Genomic DNA, 16,704 nt, shown 5'->3' with positions numbered 1-16,704 from the left:
CCGGCCTTGGTCACATGGCCGGTCATGCCAATGCCTCGGCGATCCGCTGGGCAAGCTTTCGGCCCACCGCATCCTTGCCCATGCGCGGCCAGTCTTCGGCCCCGGCCTCGGTTACCAGTGTCACCACGTTCTCGGTCCCGCCCATGATGCCCGTGGCGGGCGAGACATCGTTGGCGACGATCCAGTCGCAACCCTTCTTCGCCCGCTTGGCGCTGGCATGGGCCAGCACGTTCTCTGTCTCGGCAGCAAAACCCACGACAAGCCGCGGACGGCCTGCGCCCATCTGCGCGACGGTGGCAAGGATGTCGGGGTTTTCGGCCAGTTCCAGCGCGGGCAGCCGGCCCGCCTGTTTCTTCATCTTCTGCGCGCTTGCGCCCGCCACCCGCCAGTCGGCCACCGCGGCGGCGAAAACGGCGGCGTCGGCGGGCAGCGCGGCCTGCACTGCGGCCAGCATCTGCGCCGCGGTCTCGACCTGCACCACCGCGACCCCCGCGGGCGGCGGGACGGCGGCGGGGCCGGTCACGAAGGTGACGCGCGCGCCCAGATCGGCTAGCGCGCGTGCCACGGCGGCCCCCTGCGCGCCGGACGAGCGGTTGGCGATGTAGCGCACCGGGTCGATCGGCTCATGCGTCGGGCCGGAGGTGACCAGCACGTGGCGCCCCTTCAGGGGCCCCTCGCCCAGTGCTGCGGCGGTGGCGGCGACGATCTCGGCCGGTTCGGCCATGCGGCCCGGGCCAAATTCGCCGCAGGCCATGTCGCCCTCGTTCGGTCCGACGGTCAGGATGCCGTCGGCCCGAAGCGTGGCCAGATTGCGCTGCGTCGCCGGGTGCAGCCACATCCGGACGTTCATCGCGGGCGCGATCAGCACGCGCTTGTCTGTCGCCAGAAGCAGGGTCGAGGCGAGATCGTTGGCCAGACCGCCTGCCATTTTCGCTATCAAGTCGGCGGTGGCCGGCGCGACAACGACAAGGTCGGCTGCGCGGCTCAGCTCGATATGGCCCATCTCGGCCTCGGCGGTCAGATCGAAGAGGTGGCGATGCACCGCGACCCCCGCCAGCGCCGAAACACTGAGCGGCGTGACGAATTCCTCGGCCGCCTGCGTCAGTACCGGCACCACGGCGGCGCCCTGTTCTTTCAGGCGGCGGATGGTTTCCAGCGCCTTGTAGGCCGCGATGCCGCCGCCGATGATCAGAAGAATGCGCTTGCCCGCAAGCATCGGTGGCCCTCCGGCTGACTTGCGCCCGAACTTATGCAGATCGGCGGGCGGCGGCAATCGCCGCGACGGACAGGACGCTCAGCGAAAAACTTCGCAGGGGTTTCCGCGACCCGTGGGGGCTGGCGAAGTCAGGACTTGGTCGAAGGGCGGCGTATCTAGATTGGGGTCGGTGGTGGCCCCATCCTCGAGCTGGCCCAGCGAGAAGACCGTTACGTCGGGCCGGGCGGCATGGATCATCGCGGGAATGCCCCAGTCCTTGCGGGCATGCCCATCGCCTGTGATGACAACGACCGGCCCGCCGGTGTCGTCCAGCGCCTGCAGGGCCACCTGCGCGAAATGCGCGTCACGCAGACGCTGCGCCTCGACCATGCCGGGCAGCATCGAGGAGGGCAGCATCCCGCAATGGGCCGTGTTCTGCTCGCCCACCCGCTGCGCGAGTTCCAGCCCATCGATCGGACCAAGGCCGAATTTCGCGGCATCGGGGCCAAAGACAGCGGAGGCCCCCTTGGCGATCGCGGCACGCACGGTGTCCTTGGGCAGGGCTGCGCCGTAAAGTCGTGCATCGGGCGCGGCGGCAAAGATCGGTGCATACATCTCGAAATCGGGCCAGCCCGAGGCGTTCCAATCGAAGGCGGCCTGCAATGCCTCGCCATCATGCCGGTCGATGCCCTGCGCGGCCTTCACCTGTTCAGGGCTGAGCATTTCAAAGACGAGAGCGGCGGGTTCTATCCGCGCGACCCACTCTTCCTGCACGAGGTGATGGGCGGGATTGTCGTGGACCTCGCCCAGCACGGTGATCTGCGCCACCGGCGCACTATCCTGGGCATGCGCCCCGGCACTCATCGTTCCCAGCGCCAGCAGCGCCGCAATCAGGTATTTCATACGAGGAAGTTGAGCACCTCGCGCGACTGGCTTTCAAGCGATTTCCGCATCTTGGAAAACGCCGCCGCTTCAAGCTGACGCACACGTTCCTTTGACAGGCCAAGCTCGTCTCCAAGGCTTTCAAGCGTCCTGGGCTCGTCGCGCAACTTGCGTTCGCGGACAATGAAGCGTTCGCGGGCGTTCAGGCCCGACAGTGCCGTGACCAGCCATTCGCGCAAGGTCGCGGTATCGTGATTGTTCTGAACCGTCTCGGCGGCCTGCGTGCCCTCGTCTTCCAGTACGTCGATCCACTCGCGCCCCTCGTCCTCGGAGGACTGAGTCGCGTTGAGCGAGAAATCAGAACCCGACAGCCGGCCCTCCATCATCTCGACATCGGCCAGCGGAACGCCGACCTCGGTCGCGATCATCTGGCGCAGCTCGTGGCCCTGCAGTTCAACCCCCGCGGCGGCGGCTTCGCGTTCCAGCCGGGCCTGCACGCGGCGCATGTTGAAGAAAAGCGATTTCTGGCTGGAGGTCGACCCGGTGCGCACCATCGACCAGTTGCGCATCACGTAATCCTGGATGCTGGCCTTGATCCACCACACGGCATAGGTCGAGAAACGCACGCCGCGGTCCGGATCGAACTTGTCGGCGGCCTTCATCAGGCCAAGGCTGGCCTCCTGGATCAGGTCGTTCATCGGCGCGCCGTAACGGCGAAACTTGGACGCCATCGAGATCGCGAGCCGCATGTAAGCGGTGATCAGGCGGTGGAGCGCATCCTCGTCGCGCTGGTCACGCCACGCGTAGGCCAGCCGCAATTCGGTTTCCGCGTCGAGAAGTTCCGCCCGCATCGCCTTGCGCGACAGGGCCGCATCACCATATCCGTCGAACGCCATGATACATCCCTTCAGATTGATTGTTGCGCAGCACCGTTCGCGCTGTTCATTTTAGTGACGCGTCGGTAACCCGGCCGGATCAGTCCCGGGACCGCCCCAGGAGCGCACAGATGGACCTGCAAAAACTCACAGTCGTCACGGGGGGCGCGGCATCGGGCAAGTCTGCCCATGCCGAGGGGCTGGCCCTCGCTTCTGTCCGCACACCCCGTATTTACATCGCTACCGCGCAGGCCTGGGATGACGAGATGAAGGCCAAGGTCGCCACCCATCGGGACCGCCGCGGCAGCGACTGGGTGACCATCGAGGCGCCTTATGACCTGCCCGGCGCGCTGGAGGGCCTGGCCGCCGAGGCCGTGGTTCTGATCGACTGCGCGACGCTGTGGCTGACCAATCACCTGCTGGCCGAGGCTGATCTGGACGCCGAGGCCGAGCGTCTGCTTGCCGCGCTGGCCGCCTGCCCTGCGCCGGTGATCGTCGTCACCAACGAGGTGGGACAGGGCATCGTGCCCGACAATGCGTTGGCGCGGCGGTTCCGCAATGCCCAAGGTCGGTTGAACCAGCGCCTTGCGGCCGCCGCGGACACGGTGGTCGCGGTGATCTCGGGCCTGCCGCTGGTGCTGAAGGGGGCCGCGTGACACGTCTTTGGCTGGTGCGGCACGGGCCGACACATGCCCGCGCGATGGTTGGCTGGACGGACCTTCCGGCCGACCTGTCCGATACCGCGGCGCTGGCCCGATTGCGGGCGGCGCTGCCCGAGGCGCCGGCGGTCTCTTCCGACCTTGGCCGCGCCATCGCCACCGCCGACGCGCTGGACCGCCCCCGCCTGCCGCATGACCCCGCGCTGCGCGAGATCAGCTTTGGCGCGTGGGAAATGCGCGGCTTTGCCGAGGTCGAGGCCGAGGACCCCGACACCTTGCGCGCCTACTGGGACAGACCCGGCGACATCGCGCCGCCCGGCGGCGAAAGCTGGAACGCGCTGTCGGGCCGGGTGGATGCGGCCATCGACCGGTTGCTGGCGCTCGGCCTGCCCGACCTGATCGTGGTCGCGCATTTCGGCCCGATCCTGCGCGTGGTGCAGCGCGCCCGCGGCCAGAGCGCCCGCGCAGCCTTTGCCCAGAAGATCGACAATCTCAGCCTGACCGAGGTGCGGCGGGGCGCGGAGGGCTGGCAGGTCGGACGAGTCAATCACCGCGCGTGACCCCTTCCGCCCGCCCGCCCCCGCTGCCACAGTGGCGCGACCGAGCGGAGGACCAATGACCTACGACCTGCTTATCGGCGATTATGCCTATTCCAGCTGGAGCCTGCGCGGCTGGCTGGTGTTCGATGCCTTCGCGATCCCGGCGCGGGTGACGGTGGCCCAGCTTTACTGCGACGATTTCGCGGCGAAGCTGGCCGGGTTCCCGCCGGCGCGCACCGTGCCGGTGATGCGCACCCCCGAAGGCACCGTGGTGCCCGAGACGCTGGCCATCGCCGAGGAACTGGCCAGCCGTCACCCGCAGGCGGACATCTGGCCCGCCGCCCCCGCCGCGCGCGCCGTGGCCCGCGCGCTGGCCGCCGAGATGCACGCGGGCTTTGGCGCGTTGCGCGAACATTGCCCGATGAACCTGCGCCAGGCCTTTGCCGATTGCGCGCCGCCCGCCGCGGTGCTGGCCGATCTGGACCGCCTGCAGACGATCTGGGGCTGGGCGCGGGCCCAGACCGGGGCGACCGGCCCGTGGCTTTGCGGGGCCTATTCGGCAGCGGACGCGTTCTTTGCCCCGGTCGCGGCGCGGATCGCGGGCTATTCGCTGCTGGTGGATGCCGCGGCACAGGACTATGTCGCGGCGCATCTTGCGCATCCGTCCTTCCGCCGGTGGTTCGCCCTGGCGCAAACTCACGGCCCCGACCAGCCGTTTTACGACCGCGACTGGCCGCGCAAGCCCTGGCCCGAGCCGGCCCTGTCAACGCGTTAACCATTCCTCAACCATCGCGACGCTACCCGTTAACCATGGTGAACGGGGGAGGCCGATGACCGCGCGAACCTACACGGTGGCCTTCGAAGGGATCGAGGCGCGGATGGTCGAGGTCCAGTGCGCCGTGGCGCCCGGCCTGCCCGCCTTTACCGTCGTTGGCCTGCCCGACAAGGCGGTCAGCGAATCGCGCGAGCGGGTGCGCGCGGCGCTGACGGCGCTGGCCATCGCGCTCCCCTCCAAGCGGATCACGGTGAACCTTTCGCCCGCCGACCTGCCCAAAGAGGGCAGCCATTTTGATCTGCCGATCGCGCTGGCGCTGCTGGCCGCGATCGACATCCTGCCCAAGGACGAGGTGGAACAGGCGGTGGCGATGGGCGAGCTGTCGCTGGACGGCACGCTGGTCCCGGTGATCGGCGCGCTGCCCGCCGCGATGGCCGCCGCGGGCGAGGGGCGGATGCTAGTCTGCCCGCAGGCCTGCGGGGCCGAGGCGGCGTGGGTGGGCGCGGCCAAGGTCATTGCCCCCGGCACCCTTTCGGAGACGATCCGCCATTTCACCGGCAAGGGCCTTTTGAGCCCGGCCGAGCCGGGCGAGGTTCGCCGGGACGTAGGCGTGCGCGACCTTGCAGACGTGAAGGGACAGGAGCGGGCCAAGCGCGCGCTCGAAATCGCCGCCGCCGGGCGGCATCACCTCTTCATGGTGGGCACGCCGGGGTCGGGCAAATCGATGCTGGCCGCGCGCCTGCCCGGCCTGTTGCCGCCGCTGGAACCCGCCGAGGCGCTGGAAACCTCGATGGTGCATTCTCTGGCGGGGCTGCTGGACGAGGGCGGGATCAGCCGCACCCGCCCCTTCCGCGAGCCGCATCACACCGCCTCGATGCCGTCGATCGTGGGCGGCGGGCGCGGGGCGAAACCGGGCGAGGTCAGCCTGGCGCATAACGGTGTTCTGTTCATGGACGAGTTCCCCGAGTTTCCGCGCGCCGTGCTGGAAACCCTGCGCCAGCCGATCGAGACGGGCGAGATCATGGTCAGCCGCGCCAATGCCCATGTCCGCTATCCCTGCCGCTTTTTGCTGGTCGCCGCGGCCAACCCCTGCAAATGCGGCTACCTGTCCGATCCGGCCCGCGCCTGCGCCCGCGTGCCCGCCTGCGGCGAGGATTACCTTGGCCGCATCTCGGGCCCGTTGATGGACCGCTTCGACCTGCGGGTCGAGGTGCCTCCCGTGGCCTTTGCCGACCTGGACCTGCCGCAATCGGGCGAAAGCTCGGCCAGCGTGGCGGCGCGCGTGGCCACGGCGCGCGCGACACAGGCCGCACGCTTTGCCGGGGTCGAGGGCGTGCGCGTCAACGCCGATGCCGAGGGCGCGCTGCTGGAAGAGGTGGCCACGCCCGACGCCGAGGGGCGCGCATTACTGACGCGGGTGGCCGAACGTTTCGGCCTGTCGGCGCGGGGCTATCACCGGATCCTGCGGGTCGCGCGCACGATCGCGGACCTTGAGGGCGCCGCGGGCGTCGCCCTGCCGCACGTGGCCGAGGCGGTAGGCTACCGGCTGACGCTGTCCAAGGAGGTCTGAACGAAATCGGCCAGTCGGATCAGCGCCTGTCGCGCCTCGGGCAACCAGCCGTCAAGGATCTGCCAGACATGCGGCACGTCCGGCCAGACTTCCAGCGTTACCTCGCCTCCGGCCGCGCGCAAGTGGGTGGCCATGCGAGTGGCGTCATCGCGCAGCGCTTCTTCGCTGCCAACCTGGATCAGCACCGGGGGTGGCGCGGCGAAATTCGCGAAAAGCGGCGAAGCACGGGGATCGGCCGGCTCGGCACCGTGAAGGTAGTATTGCACCACCTCGGCCATCCGCTCGACCGGCAGGATCGCCTCGGGCGCGGCGCGCAGGCTGTCGCCCGAAAGTGTCAGGTCCACCCAGGGCGACAGGGCAAAGGCGCCGGCGGGCGGCGTGCCGCGCCGCGTCAGTTCGGCCAGCAGCGCCAGCATCAGGCCGCCGCCCGCGCTATCGCCGCCCAGCACGATGTTTTCGGGGCGATAGCCGCGCGTCATCAATGCGTCCCACGCCGCGCAGGCATCGTCGAAGGCGGCAGGAAAGGGCGCCGTCTGCAGCAATCGGTAGTCCGGCGCGCAAACCTCGGCCCCGGTCAGCCGGGCCAGCCGCGCGTGCAGGCCCAGATGGGTGCGCGGGCTCCCCGACAAGTAGGCGCCGCCATGCAGGAACAGGATCACGCGCCCCCGCGCGACGGGCCCGCTGCTGATCCAGTGCAACGGCACCGCACCTTGGTCATCGACAAGGTGCAGCGTGTAAGGCGGCACCCGGAACCAGTGGCGCGCGGCGCGGTCGAAATTGCGCGCAGCATCTTCGGGGGTGCGGGTCCGGCGCAGCTGCGGCTTGCCAACCCGCCGCATCAGAAAGGTCAGGACTGACAGTTGCCAGGACAACCGCCTAAAGACCCCGGCGCCGTTCGATCGCCTGCCAGATCTTTTCGGCCACGTTGGTGCCGTCGAACCGTTCCAGCTCCTGGATGCCGGTGGGCGAGGTCACGTTGATTTCGGTCAGCCAGTCGCCGATCACGTCGATGCCGACGAAGACCTGCCCCTTTTCGCGCAGCAGGGGGCCGATCCGTTCGCAGATCTCAATGTCGCGGTCGGTCAGCGCAACCTTCTCGGCCCGGCCGCCCACGTGCATGTTCGAGCGTGTCTCGCCCTTGGCGGGCACCCGGTTGATGGCGCCGACGGGTTCTCCATCGACAAGGATCACCCGCTTGTCGCCTTTTGCGACGGCAGGCAGAAATTTCTGCACGATCAGCGGCTCGCGGCTGATGCCGGCGAACATCTCCCACAGCGAGGCCAGGTTGCCGTCGTCCGAGGTCAGCTTGAAGACGCCCGCGCCGCCATTGCCGTAAAGCGGCTTGAGAATGATGTCGCCATGACGGTCGCGAAAGGCGCGCAGCGTGGCAAGATCGCGCGCGATGGCGGTGGGTGGGGTCAGGTCGGGGAATTGCAGGACCAGCAGCTTCTCGGGGTAATTGCGCACCCAGAACGGGTCGTTCACCACTAGCGTCTTGGGATGGATGCGATCCAGCAAGTGCGTGGTGGTGATGTAGCCCATGTCGAAGGGCGGATCCTGGCGCAGCCAGACCACGTCGAAATCGGCAAGGTTCACCACCTCCTCAGTGCCCAGCGTGAAATGGTCACCCTTCACCCGGCGCACGCTCAGCGGCCAGCCGCGCGCGGTGATCCGCCCCTCTTCGTAGGCCAGCTTGTCGGGCGTGTAGTAGAACAGCGTGTGTCCCCGCGCCTGCGCCTCTTCGGCGATGCGGAACGTGCTGTCTGCGTCGATGTTGATGGGACCGATCGGGTCCATCTGGATGGCGACCTTGAGCGGCATCGGGGCACCCTTTCTTCAAGCCATGGCCGCTACATGGCGCAGCACGGGGCGCAAGGCAATGGGGGCCTCAACCACCCTCGAAGGCATTGCGAACCAGACGGACGGCACCGCGCCGGTCAACCAGCGCAACGTCGAAGCGCACGTCGGTAAGTTGCCCGCGCGGCTCGCCTTCAAGAAAAGCGGCAGCCGAGGCCATGATCCGGGCCTGCTGGCGCGGCCCGATACGCTGGGCGGCAGTATCGAAGCTGCGCGCGGCCTTCACTTCGACAAAGATCAGCCCGTCACCGTCGCGCGCGATCAGGTCAATCTCGCCTCCCGGGCCGCGCCAGCGGCGCCGCAAAACCGGGCATCCGGCCCGAGCATAGGCGGCAGCCACCACCTCTTCAGCGGCAAGGCCGGACTGGTAACGGGCCGCTGGGGTCATTGATCCTCCGACAGCTTCAGGGCGATCTGGTAAACCTCGCGCCGGGGCAGGCCGAGCGCACCGGCCACCAGCGTGGCAGCATCCTTGACCCGCAGGCTGGTCATCGCCTCGCGCAGCGCCGCCTCGACATCGGCCTCGGCGACGGCCCGCGCCCCGGCCCGGCCCACCACCACAACGTATTCACCGCGCGCCGGGCCTTCGGCCATGGCATCAGCTACCTCGCCCAGCGGGCCGCGGCGCACCTCTTCGAACCGCTTGGTCAGTTCGCGACAGACAGCCGCCTGCCTGTCCGCCCCCAGAACGTCGCGCAGCGAGGTTAACATTTCCTGAACCCGCTTCGGAGATTCGTAGAATACCAGCGTGGCGGGGACGTCGCGCAATTCGGCGATGGCCGCTTCGCGCTGCGCCTTGCCCGCTGGAAGAAAGCCCGCGAAAAGGAACCGGTCGGTCGGTAGCGCCGCCACGCTCAGCGCCGCCAGCACGGCCGACGCGCCGGGCACGGCAAGAACCTGCCCGCCCTTTTCAGCAACTTCGCGTGCCAGTTCGAAGCCCGGATCGGCGACCAGCGGTGTGCCGGCCTCCGAGACATAGGCCACCGCCTTGCCTGCCGCGATCTCGGCCGCCAGACGTGACACGGCATTGGCGCCGGAATGGTCATGGAACGCCACCAGCGGCCGGCCGGCCAGCGGCACGCCGTGGATCTCCATCAGCTTGCGGGCGGTGCGCGTGTCCTCGGCCGCAAGGATATCGGCGCTTGCCAATACGTCGAGCGCGCGCAGCGTGATGTCACGCGCTGTTCCAATTGGCGTTGCGACAAGGTAGAGGCCCGGCGCCAGCGGTGAAATCTTGAAATTCAAGCCTAGACCCCCTTGTCGCCGTCCCTATGATGGCGGCATGCGGTACGGACTGCGGGGCGCATGACCCCGCCGTGCCGTGCCCGATCCGCGCAAGACAGGGGATGAGCGTTTGATGTTTGAACTTTTGGCAAAGATCCGCAAGCCCGCCATCTGGCTCATTGGCCTCTTCACAATGCTGACGCTTGCCGCATGTGATCCTGTCGCTCTGATGCCGGCGGGGCCTTCCGTCAGTGGTGGAACCGTTCAGGTGGCACTGCTTTTGCCCGGCGCGAACACCCCGACGGCTGCCGCGGACCTGCCCGCTATGGCCAGCGCGCCATCGCCGGTGGCCCAGCCGGGCGCCGCCGCCGATACCGCCGCTCAGGGCCTCTCGGCCGATTCCTATCTTGCTCAGAACCTCGAGAACGCGGCGCGGTTGGCGATCGCCGATCTCAACGGCGTTCAGGTTAACCTCAAGGTTTATTACACGGGCAGCGATCCGGCGCAGGCCGCCGCGGTTGCGACTCAAGCGGTCAACGAGGGTGCGCAGATCATCCTTGGGCCACTTTATGCCGAGGCCGCGAATGCCGCCGGCCGCGCCGTTGCCGGGCGCGGGGTCAACGTGCTGGCCTTCTCCAACAATGCCGCGATCGCCGGTGGCAATGTTTTCATCCTCGGCTCGACGTTCGACAACACTGCCAACCGGCTGGTGAAATACGCCATGGCCAACGGCACTACGAGCTTCATGGTGGTGCATGGCAATGACATTCAAGGCAATACCGGCAGCAGCGCGATTGCCGGCGCGATCTCGGCCAATGGTGGCACAATGCTGGGCGATCAGGGCTATGCGCTGACACAGGCTGCCATTCTTGACGCGGCCGGCGGCATCGCCAACGCGGTCAAATCGAGCGGCGCACAGGCGGTATTCCTGACCGGCAGCATCAATTCTGATCTGCCGATCATTGCCACAGCCCTGCCCGAACGCGGGGTGGATCCGGCGACGACCCGGTATATCGGGCTGACCCGTTGGGATGCGGCGCCGCAGGCACTGGCGCTGCCGGGCTTGCAGGGCGGGATCTTTGCCGAGCCCGATCCGCAGATGACGAGCCTTTTCACCAGCCGCTACACCGCCGCCTATGGCAGCGCGCCACACCCGTTGGCCAGCCTTGCCTATGACGGCATCGCGGCAATCGGGGCGCTTGTCGCCTCGGGCATGTCCGACCCGCTGGGACGTGCGGCACTGGCGCAACCGCAGGGCTTTCAGGGGACGGCCGGGATTTTCCGCTTCCTGCCCGACGGCACGAACGAACGCGGACTTGCGGTTGCGCAGGTCCAGAACAACCAGGTTGTGATTGTTGACCCAGCTCCCAGATCTTTTGTCGGCCTCATCAACTGAGCGGGCCGCGCCCCTTGAAATCGAAGACGCGCCGGACAGCCTGATCTGTCCGGCGCATGACGTTTTTGATGCCGACGCCGTTGCCGCGGCGCTGGATCAGGCACTGTCGAGCTGCGCCGATGACCTGGCCGTGCGCAAGGCGGTTGTGGGGGTCCTGACTGCCGCGCGTGAGCGTGGAAATGCCGCCATTGCTGCGGCCTTCACCGCCCGTCCCTTCGACTCTCGTGCAACAATCCGCGCCTATGCCTGGCTGACAGACCAGATTGTCACGACGGTGCTGGATGTCGCGTTGACGCGGCTGCATCCGCTGGCCACCCCGACCGAGGGCGAAAAGCTGTCTTTGATCGCGGTGGGCGGCTATGGCCGGGGCGAAATGGCGCCCTTCTCGGACGTCGACCTGCTGTTCCTGACCCCCTACAAGATCACGCCTTGGGCCGAAAGCGTCATTGAATCGATGCTTTACATGCTGTGGGACCTGAAGCTGAAGGTGGGTCATGCCAGCCGCACGGTGAAGGACTGCATCCGCCTTGCGCGCGAGGATTACACGATCCGCACCGCGCTGGTGGAGTTGCGGTTCCTTGCGGGGGATCAGGCGCTGGCGGCCTCGCTGCGCAGCCGGCTCTGGTCGGAATTGTTCAAGAACACGGCGACGGATTTCATCGAGGCCAAGCTGGCCGAGCGGACAGAGCGGCACCGCAAGCAGGGTGGTCAGCGCTACGTCGTCGAACCCAACGTGAAGGAGGGCAAGGGCGGGCTGCGCGACCTGCAATCGCTTTACTGGATCGGCAAGTACGTCAACGACGTGCAGAAAGCTGCCGAACTCGTGCGGCTGAAGGTCTTTACGCCCGAGGAATACGCCACCTTCCGCAACGCCGAAGATTTCCTTTGGGCCGTGCGCTGCCACATGCACCTGATCACCGGACGCGCGACCGACACGCTGACGTTCGACCTGCAGGTCGAGGTCGCGGCGCGGATGGGATACCGCGACGGAAACGGGCGGCGCGCGGTCGAGTTCTTCATGCAGGATTATTTCCGCCACGCCACGCGCGTGGGCGAGTTGACCCGGATCTTCCTGACCGCGCTGGAAGCAGCCCACACCAAGGCCGAGCCGATGCTGATCCGGCTGATGTCCCGGCGCAAGCGCGTGAAAGCGCCCTATGTGATCAAGCAGAACCGTATCACGGTCGCCGATACACACGCCTTCCTTGGCGAGAAGCTGAACATGCTGGGCATCTTCGAAGAAGCGATGCGCACCGGCCACCTGCTTCACCCCGACGCGATGCGCCTGCTGGCCGCGAACCTTGCGCTGATCGACGACGACATGCGGGAAAATCCGCAGGCCAGCCGGCTGTTTCTTGATCTGCTCCTGAAGCACGGCAACCCGGAACGCGCGCTGCGACGGATGAACGAATTGGGCGTGCTGGATGCCTTCCTGCCCGAGTTCAAGCCGATCGTGGCGATGATGCAGTTCAACATGTACCACTCGTACACGGTGGACGAACACATCATCCAGTGCATCAGCTGCCTGTCCAAGATCGAGCGCGGTGAACTGGTCGAGGAACTGCCCGTCGCCAGCGGCATCCTCAAGCGTGGGGTCAACCGCAAGGTTCTTTACGTCGCGCTGCTCCTGCACGACATCGGCAAGGGCCGGCCCGAGGATCATTCGGTGCTGGGTGCGCAGATCGCCCGCAAGGTCTGTCCGCGACTGGGGCTAAGCCGCAAGGACTGCGAAACGGTCGAATGGCTGGTGCGCTATCATTTGCTGATGTCGGACATGGCGCAGAAGCGCGACATCGCCGACCCGCGCACGGTGCGCGACTTTGCCAAGGCGGTAAAATCGACCGAGCGGCTGGACCTGCTGACAGTGCTGACCGTTTGTGACATCCGCGGTGTTGGCCCGACGATCTGGAACAACTGGAAGGCAATGCTGTTCCGCGGCCTTTACAAGGCCACCAAGCACGCGCTGGAAAACGGGCTGGAGGACCTCAACCGCGCGGCACAGGGGGCCGAGGCGCGGCGCGCGTTGCGCGAGGCACTGGCCGACTGGGATACGCGCGACCTGCGGATCGAGACCAACCGCCACTACCCGCCCTACTGGGAAGGTCTGCCAGCGGCCGCGCACGTGGTCTTTGCCGGGATGCTGCGCAATCTGGGTGCCGACGACATCCGGATCGACCTCAAGCCAGATCCGGACCGCGACGCCACACGGGCCTGTTTCACGATGTCGGATCATCCGGGCCTGTTTTCGCGCATGACCGGCGCGCTGGCGCTGGTGGGAGCCAACATCGTGGATGCCCGCACCTACACGTCCAAAGACGGTTTCGCGACGGCGATCTTCTGGGTGCAGGACGCCGAGGGCCACCCCTACGAACAAGGCGGCCTGCCGCGCCTGCGCAACATGATCATTCGCACGCTGAAGGGAGAGGTGGTCGCGCGCGATGCGCTGAAAGACCGCGACAAGATGAAGAAGCGCGAGCAGGCGTTCCGCGTGCCCACATCGATCACCTTCGACAATGACGGGTCGGACATCTACACGATCATCGAGGTCGATACTCGCGACCGGCCCGGCCTGCTTTACGACCTGACGCGCACGCTGGCGGCCAACAACGTCTACATCGCCAGCGCCGTGATCGCGACCTTCGGCGAACAGGTCGTCGACAGCTTCTATGTCAAGGACATGTTCGGCCTGAAATACCAGTCCGAAAGCAAACGCGCCTCGCTGGAGCGCAAGCTGCGCGAAGCGATCGAGAAAGGGGCGGAAAGGGCGCGGGGTGGGTAAACAGATCAGATGCCCAGAGAAAACCGCCTGTTTTGACATGTCCGGCAGCGATGCCGTGGGCATGTGGGCGGGCAAACCAGGCTGGTCTTCGGGGCGGGTTGGGCATGGCCGGCTCGCCTGATCCCGCAGTGGCACAGGGGCTCCGCCGAACGGGCGACCGGATCAGGCATGCCATCAGCTTCGAGGCGATTGCGCTGCTGATCGTCACGCCGCTGGGCGCATGGGCCTTTGGCCAGCCGTGGCAGGCGATGAGCGTGGTGACCGTGATCAGCGCCAGCATCGCGACGGCATGGAATTACGGCTTCAACCTGGTTTTCGACAGGGCGCTGCTGCGGATGCGCGGCGGGACGGCCAAGACACCCGCGCTGCGGGTACTGCATGCGCTGGCTTTCGAGGCGGGGCTGCTGCTGGTGCTGGTGCCGTTCATCGCGCTGTACCTGCAGATCGGCCCTTGGCCGGCGCTCGCGATGGACCTGTCATTCTCGGGCTTCTACCTCGTCTACACATTTGCCTTCAACTGGGCCTATGACACGGTGTTTCCCGCCCCGGCCCTGACCGAGCAGCGATGAGCCCCCTATCCCCGCGCACGGCAAAGCCGTAGAAGGCGGCGCAACAGGCACTTCGCGCAGGACCGTCCGCCGTGAAACCCATTCGGCTCGTCTCAGGCTTTGTTACCGTCGGGTTCTGGACGTTGGTCAGCCGCGTTCTGGGCTTCGTGCGCGACATCATGATCGCGGCCTATCTGGGCACCGGGCCGGTGGCCGAGGCGTTCCTCGTCGCCTTCTCACTACCAAACATGTTCCGCCGGTTCTTCGCCGAGGGCGCGTTCAACATGGCCTTTGTGCCAATGTTCGCGAAAAAGCTGGAGGGCGATGACGCGCCTGAACGTTTCGCGCAGGACGCCTTCATCGGCATGGCCTTCATCCTGACGTTGTTCACCATCGCGGGCATTCTCCTGATGCCGGTGCTGGTGACGTTGATGGCCAGCGGTTTCATTGGGGATGAGCGGTTTACGCTGGCCGTGGCCTACGGGCGGATGACGTTTCCTTACATCATCTTCATCTCGCTGGCCGCCCTTTTGTCGGGCGTGCTGAACGCGACGGGGCGGTTCATGGCGGCCGCGGCGGCACCAGTGCTGCTGAACGTCATTTTCATCATTGCCATCCTGCTGGCCGCAGCCATGGGGCGGCCCGTATCGGACGCGCTGGGGATGGGGATTGACCATGCGCTTGGCCTGCAGGTGGGCGACAGCCTTGCAATTTCGGTGCCGCTGGGAGGCATCGCCCAGATGGCGCTGGTCTGGTGGGCGGCGCGGCGCGCGGGCTTTCCGCTGCGGCTGGGCCGGCCAAGGCTGACACCGGAGCTCAAGCGGCTGGCCGTTATTGCCGCCCCGGCCGTGCTGGCCGGCGGGATCGTGCAGATCAACCTGCTGGTCGGCCGGCAGGTGGCCAGCTTCTTCGAAGGCGCCGTTGCCTGGCTGAACTATGCAGACCGGCTTTACCAATTGCCGTTGGGCGTGGTTGGCGTGGCGGTCGGCGTTGTGTTGTTGCCGGATCTCTCGCGCCGGCTGCGCGCGGGCGACGCGGTGGGCGGGCGCGACACCTTCAACCGCGCCTGCGAGTTTTCGCTGGCCCTGACCATCCCCGCCGCGGTGGCGCTGATCGTGATCCCGGTGCCGCTGATCTCGGTTCTGTTCCAGCGCGGCGCGTTCACCACCGCCGATACGCAGGCCACGGCACTGGCACTGGCTGTCTACGGGCTGGGCCTGCCGTCCTTCGTGCTGCAAAAAGCATTGCAGCCGCTTTTCTACGCGCGCGAGGACACGCGCAGCCCGTTCAACTACGCCATTGTCAGCCTGATCGTGAACATCCTCTTCGCCGTCGGGCTTTCACCGTTCATCGGTTGGATCGCGGCGGCGCTCGGCACGACATTCGCCGGCTGGGCGACGGTGGCGCTTCTCTGGCGCGGCTCCCGCGGGATGGGCGAGGCAGCGCAGTGGGATGCGCGTTTCCGCCGCCGCATCGTCCGGATCTGCCTCGCCTCGATCCTGATGGGCGGGCTTTTGTGGCTGGCGGCGCAGGTGTTGGCGCCGCTGCTGCACGTGCCCACGCTGCGATACGGCGCCCTTGCGCTGTTGGTCGCCGTGGGGATCGTGGGATATTTCGGCTTTGGGCAGGTGCTTGGCGCGTTTCGTCTGGCCGAGTTCCGACGGGCCTTTCGCCGCTAGGTGCGCTGACGCAGGCGACGCAAGAAGGCAGACCAGCCGCCGGGGGCCACCAATACTGAAAGCGCAAGGCCCGCGACAAAGCCCGAGACATCGGCCAAGCCGTAGAACACCTCGGGGCTGACGCCCGCGGCGCCGCCCAGCAGGCCCGCGCCTGCCACGGCGTTATAGGCGAAGGTGAAAATCAGCCGCACCGCCAGCAGGAAACCGATCAGCGTGAAGGCGCGATACTGGTTGCCCCCGGTCTGGCCCAGCCGCAGCCACAGCAGGTAGGTGAACGCCCCGATCAGCCCGTAGACCGGCGGGTAGCCCCCGACCAGCGGATAGCGCCCCTGCGCCACCAGCCCGTAGACCAGCGCGCCGAAGATCGCGGCGCCGACATAGACCACCAGCACCGCCAGCCCGCTGAACACGTCGCCCACGAACTTGCCGATCGCCAGCAGCAGCACCGCGACGAAAAGCGCATGGGTAAAGTTGACGTGGACAAAGCTGTAGCTGAGGAACCGCTTGAGCATCTCCAGCGAGAAGTCGTGATAGGTCACCACCCGGTCCAGCACGGCGGGCGAGAACGCCCAGTCCTGAATCGCGTTCGACCGCCAGCCGACGCCAAGCTGCCCGCCGATGATGCCGTAGCCGGCAAGGCTGAGGATGGCCTCGATCACGAGGATCGCGGCGGCCAGCCCCAGCACGACGGGCGGAATCCGGTTGACGGGGTATTCGATGCTCATG

General features: G+C 67.1%; 16 protein-coding genes. 8 read left to right on the top strand and 8 right to left on the bottom strand.

Annotated elements, in window-relative coordinates:
* Window positions 1–22: 22 nt before the first annotated feature.
* From coaBC to GC146_RS11050, 3 genes are all read right to left on the bottom strand, one after another.
* Window positions 23–1,216, bottom strand: coding sequence for a bifunctional phosphopantothenoylcysteine decarboxylase/phosphopantothenate--cysteine ligase CoaBC (coaBC, locus tag GC146_RS11060; protein WP_291838157.1), 1,194 nt, complete (start codon window positions 1,214–1,216; stop codon window positions 23–25).
* A 78-nt stretch (window positions 1,217–1,294) separates the two neighbouring features.
* The gene (locus tag GC146_RS11055) at window positions 1,295–2,098 is read right to left on the bottom strand and encodes a ChaN family lipoprotein (RefSeq protein ID WP_291838155.1); all 804 of its coding nucleotides are present in this window, start codon (window positions 2,096–2,098) and stop codon (window positions 1,295–1,297) included.
* Window positions 2,095–2,973 (bottom strand): RNA polymerase factor sigma-32, encoded by an 879-nt coding sequence (locus GC146_RS11050; RefSeq protein ID WP_291838153.1) that lies wholly within the window; start codon window positions 2,971–2,973, stop codon window positions 2,095–2,097. Before GC146_RS11050 ends, GC146_RS11055 begins: the two co-directional genes overlap by 4 nt.
* A 110-nt stretch (window positions 2,974–3,083) precedes the next feature.
* Here GC146_RS11050 and cobU point away from each other — a divergent pair, with 110 nt between their 5' ends.
* The 4 genes from cobU to GC146_RS11030 are packed head-to-tail and all read left to right on the top strand — an operon-like array spanning window position 3,084 to window position 6,495.
* Window positions 3,084–3,608: a bifunctional adenosylcobinamide kinase/adenosylcobinamide-phosphate guanylyltransferase gene (gene cobU / locus GC146_RS11045; RefSeq protein ID WP_291838150.1), complete on the top strand. Its 525-nt coding sequence runs from the start codon at window positions 3,084–3,086 to the stop codon at window positions 3,606–3,608.
* Window positions 3,605–4,171, top strand: a complete 567-nt coding sequence (locus tag GC146_RS11040) for a histidine phosphatase family protein (RefSeq protein ID WP_291838148.1) — start codon at window positions 3,605–3,607, stop codon at window positions 4,169–4,171. Before cobU ends, GC146_RS11040 begins: the two co-directional genes overlap by 4 nt.
* Window positions 4,172–4,226: 55 nt before the next feature.
* Window positions 4,227–4,925, top strand: a complete 699-nt coding sequence (locus GC146_RS11035; RefSeq protein ID WP_291838146.1) for a glutathione S-transferase — start codon at window positions 4,227–4,229, stop codon at window positions 4,923–4,925.
* 55 nt (window positions 4,926–4,980) lie between these two features.
* The gene (locus GC146_RS11030) at window positions 4,981–6,495 is read left to right on the top strand and encodes a YifB family Mg chelatase-like AAA ATPase (protein ID WP_291838143.1); all 1,515 of its coding nucleotides are present in this window, start codon (window positions 4,981–4,983) and stop codon (window positions 6,493–6,495) included.
* On the opposite strand, the gene GC146_RS11025 is transcribed toward GC146_RS11030, so the two are convergent.
* From GC146_RS11025 to rsmI, 4 genes are all read right to left on the bottom strand, one after another.
* Window positions 6,465–7,334 carry an alpha/beta hydrolase gene (locus GC146_RS11025; protein WP_291838140.1) on the bottom strand — a complete coding sequence of 290 codons (870 nt, stop codon included), beginning with the start codon at window positions 7,332–7,334 and terminating at the stop codon, window positions 6,465–6,467. The genes GC146_RS11030 and GC146_RS11025 overlap by 31 nt on opposite strands.
* A 37-nt stretch (window positions 7,335–7,371) precedes the next feature.
* The gene (gene gshB / locus GC146_RS11020) at window positions 7,372–8,316 is read right to left on the bottom strand and encodes a glutathione synthase (protein ID WP_291838137.1); all 945 of its coding nucleotides are present in this window, start codon (window positions 8,314–8,316) and stop codon (window positions 7,372–7,374) included.
* 67 nt (window positions 8,317–8,383) lie between these two features.
* Window positions 8,384–8,740 carry a YraN family protein gene (locus tag GC146_RS11015; RefSeq protein ID WP_291838135.1) on the bottom strand — a complete coding sequence of 119 codons (357 nt, stop codon included), beginning with the start codon at window positions 8,738–8,740 and terminating at the stop codon, window positions 8,384–8,386.
* Window positions 8,737–9,597, bottom strand: coding sequence for a 16S rRNA (cytidine(1402)-2'-O)-methyltransferase (rsmI, locus tag GC146_RS11010; protein WP_291838132.1), 861 nt, complete (start codon window positions 9,595–9,597; stop codon window positions 8,737–8,739). The genes GC146_RS11015 and rsmI overlap by 4 nt, the downstream gene beginning before the upstream one ends.
* 112 nt (window positions 9,598–9,709) lie before the next feature.
* Between rsmI and GC146_RS11005 the strand changes: the two genes are divergently transcribed.
* From GC146_RS11005 to murJ, 4 genes are all read left to right on the top strand, one after another.
* On the top strand, window positions 9,710–10,972 hold the full coding sequence (locus GC146_RS11005) for a penicillin-binding protein activator (protein WP_291838129.1): 1,263 nt from the start codon (window positions 9,710–9,712) through the stop codon (window positions 10,970–10,972).
* Window positions 10,953–13,751, top strand: coding sequence for a [protein-PII] uridylyltransferase (locus GC146_RS11000; RefSeq protein ID WP_291838530.1), 2,799 nt, complete (start codon window positions 10,953–10,955; stop codon window positions 13,749–13,751). The genes GC146_RS11005 and GC146_RS11000 overlap by 20 nt, the downstream gene beginning before the upstream one ends.
* Before the next feature lie 104 nt (window positions 13,752–13,855).
* The gene (locus tag GC146_RS10995) at window positions 13,856–14,320 is read left to right on the top strand and encodes a PACE efflux transporter (protein ID WP_291838126.1); all 465 of its coding nucleotides are present in this window, start codon (window positions 13,856–13,858) and stop codon (window positions 14,318–14,320) included.
* Between the two features lie 71 nt (window positions 14,321–14,391).
* The gene (gene murJ / locus GC146_RS10990; RefSeq protein ID WP_291838123.1) at window positions 14,392–15,978 is read left to right on the top strand and encodes a murein biosynthesis integral membrane protein MurJ; all 1,587 of its coding nucleotides are present in this window, start codon (window positions 14,392–14,394) and stop codon (window positions 15,976–15,978) included.
* Here the strand turns inward: murJ and GC146_RS10985 are convergent.
* Window positions 15,975–16,703, bottom strand: coding sequence for a rhomboid family intramembrane serine protease (locus GC146_RS10985; RefSeq protein ID WP_291838120.1), 729 nt, complete (start codon window positions 16,701–16,703; stop codon window positions 15,975–15,977). The two genes, murJ and GC146_RS10985, sit on opposite strands and share 4 nt — an antisense overlap.
* Window position 16,704: the final 1 nt, after the last annotated feature.

The sequence above is a fragment of the Limimaricola sp. genome, assembly GCF_016125575.1.
Taxonomy (GTDB): domain Bacteria; phylum Pseudomonadota; class Alphaproteobacteria; order Rhodobacterales; family Rhodobacteraceae; genus WGLM01.
Note: the sequence above shows the minus strand (reverse complement) of the source record. Positions and strands in the feature narration are given on the sequence as shown.

Bases quoted from the DNA above. Each gene is read 5' to 3' on its own strand.
- GC146_RS11005 (WP_291838129.1), top strand. From the start codon at position 9,710: ATGTTTGAACTTTTGGCAAAGATCCGCAAGCCCGCCATCTGGCTCATT.
- GC146_RS11025 (WP_291838140.1), bottom strand. From the start codon at position 7,334: ATGCGGCGGGTTGGCAAGCCGCAGCTGCGCCGGACCCGCACCCCCGAA.
- GC146_RS10995 (WP_291838126.1), top strand. From the start codon at position 13,856: ATGGCCGGCTCGCCTGATCCCGCAGTGGCACAGGGGCTCCGCCGAACG.
- GC146_RS11015 (WP_291838135.1), bottom strand. From the start codon at position 8,740: ATGACCCCAGCGGCCCGTTACCAGTCCGGCCTTGCCGCTGAAGAGGTG.
- GC146_RS11035 (WP_291838146.1), top strand. From the start codon at position 4,227: ATGACCTACGACCTGCTTATCGGCGATTATGCCTATTCCAGCTGGAGC.
- gshB (WP_291838137.1), bottom strand. From the start codon at position 8,316: ATGCCGCTCAAGGTCGCCATCCAGATGGACCCGATCGGTCCCATCAAC.
- coaBC (WP_291838157.1), bottom strand. From the start codon at position 1,216: ATGCTTGCGGGCAAGCGCATTCTTCTGATCATCGGCGGCGGCATCGCG.
- cobU (WP_291838150.1), top strand. From the start codon at position 3,084: ATGGACCTGCAAAAACTCACAGTCGTCACGGGGGGCGCGGCATCGGGC.
- GC146_RS10985 (WP_291838120.1), bottom strand. From the start codon at position 16,703: ATGAGCATCGAATACCCCGTCAACCGGATTCCGCCCGTCGTGCTGGGG.
- GC146_RS11030 (WP_291838143.1), top strand. From the start codon at position 4,981: ATGACCGCGCGAACCTACACGGTGGCCTTCGAAGGGATCGAGGCGCGG.
- GC146_RS11050 (WP_291838153.1), bottom strand. From the start codon at position 2,973: ATGGCGTTCGACGGATATGGTGATGCGGCCCTGTCGCGCAAGGCGATG.
- GC146_RS11055 (WP_291838155.1), bottom strand. From the start codon at position 2,098: ATGAAATACCTGATTGCGGCGCTGCTGGCGCTGGGAACGATGAGTGCC.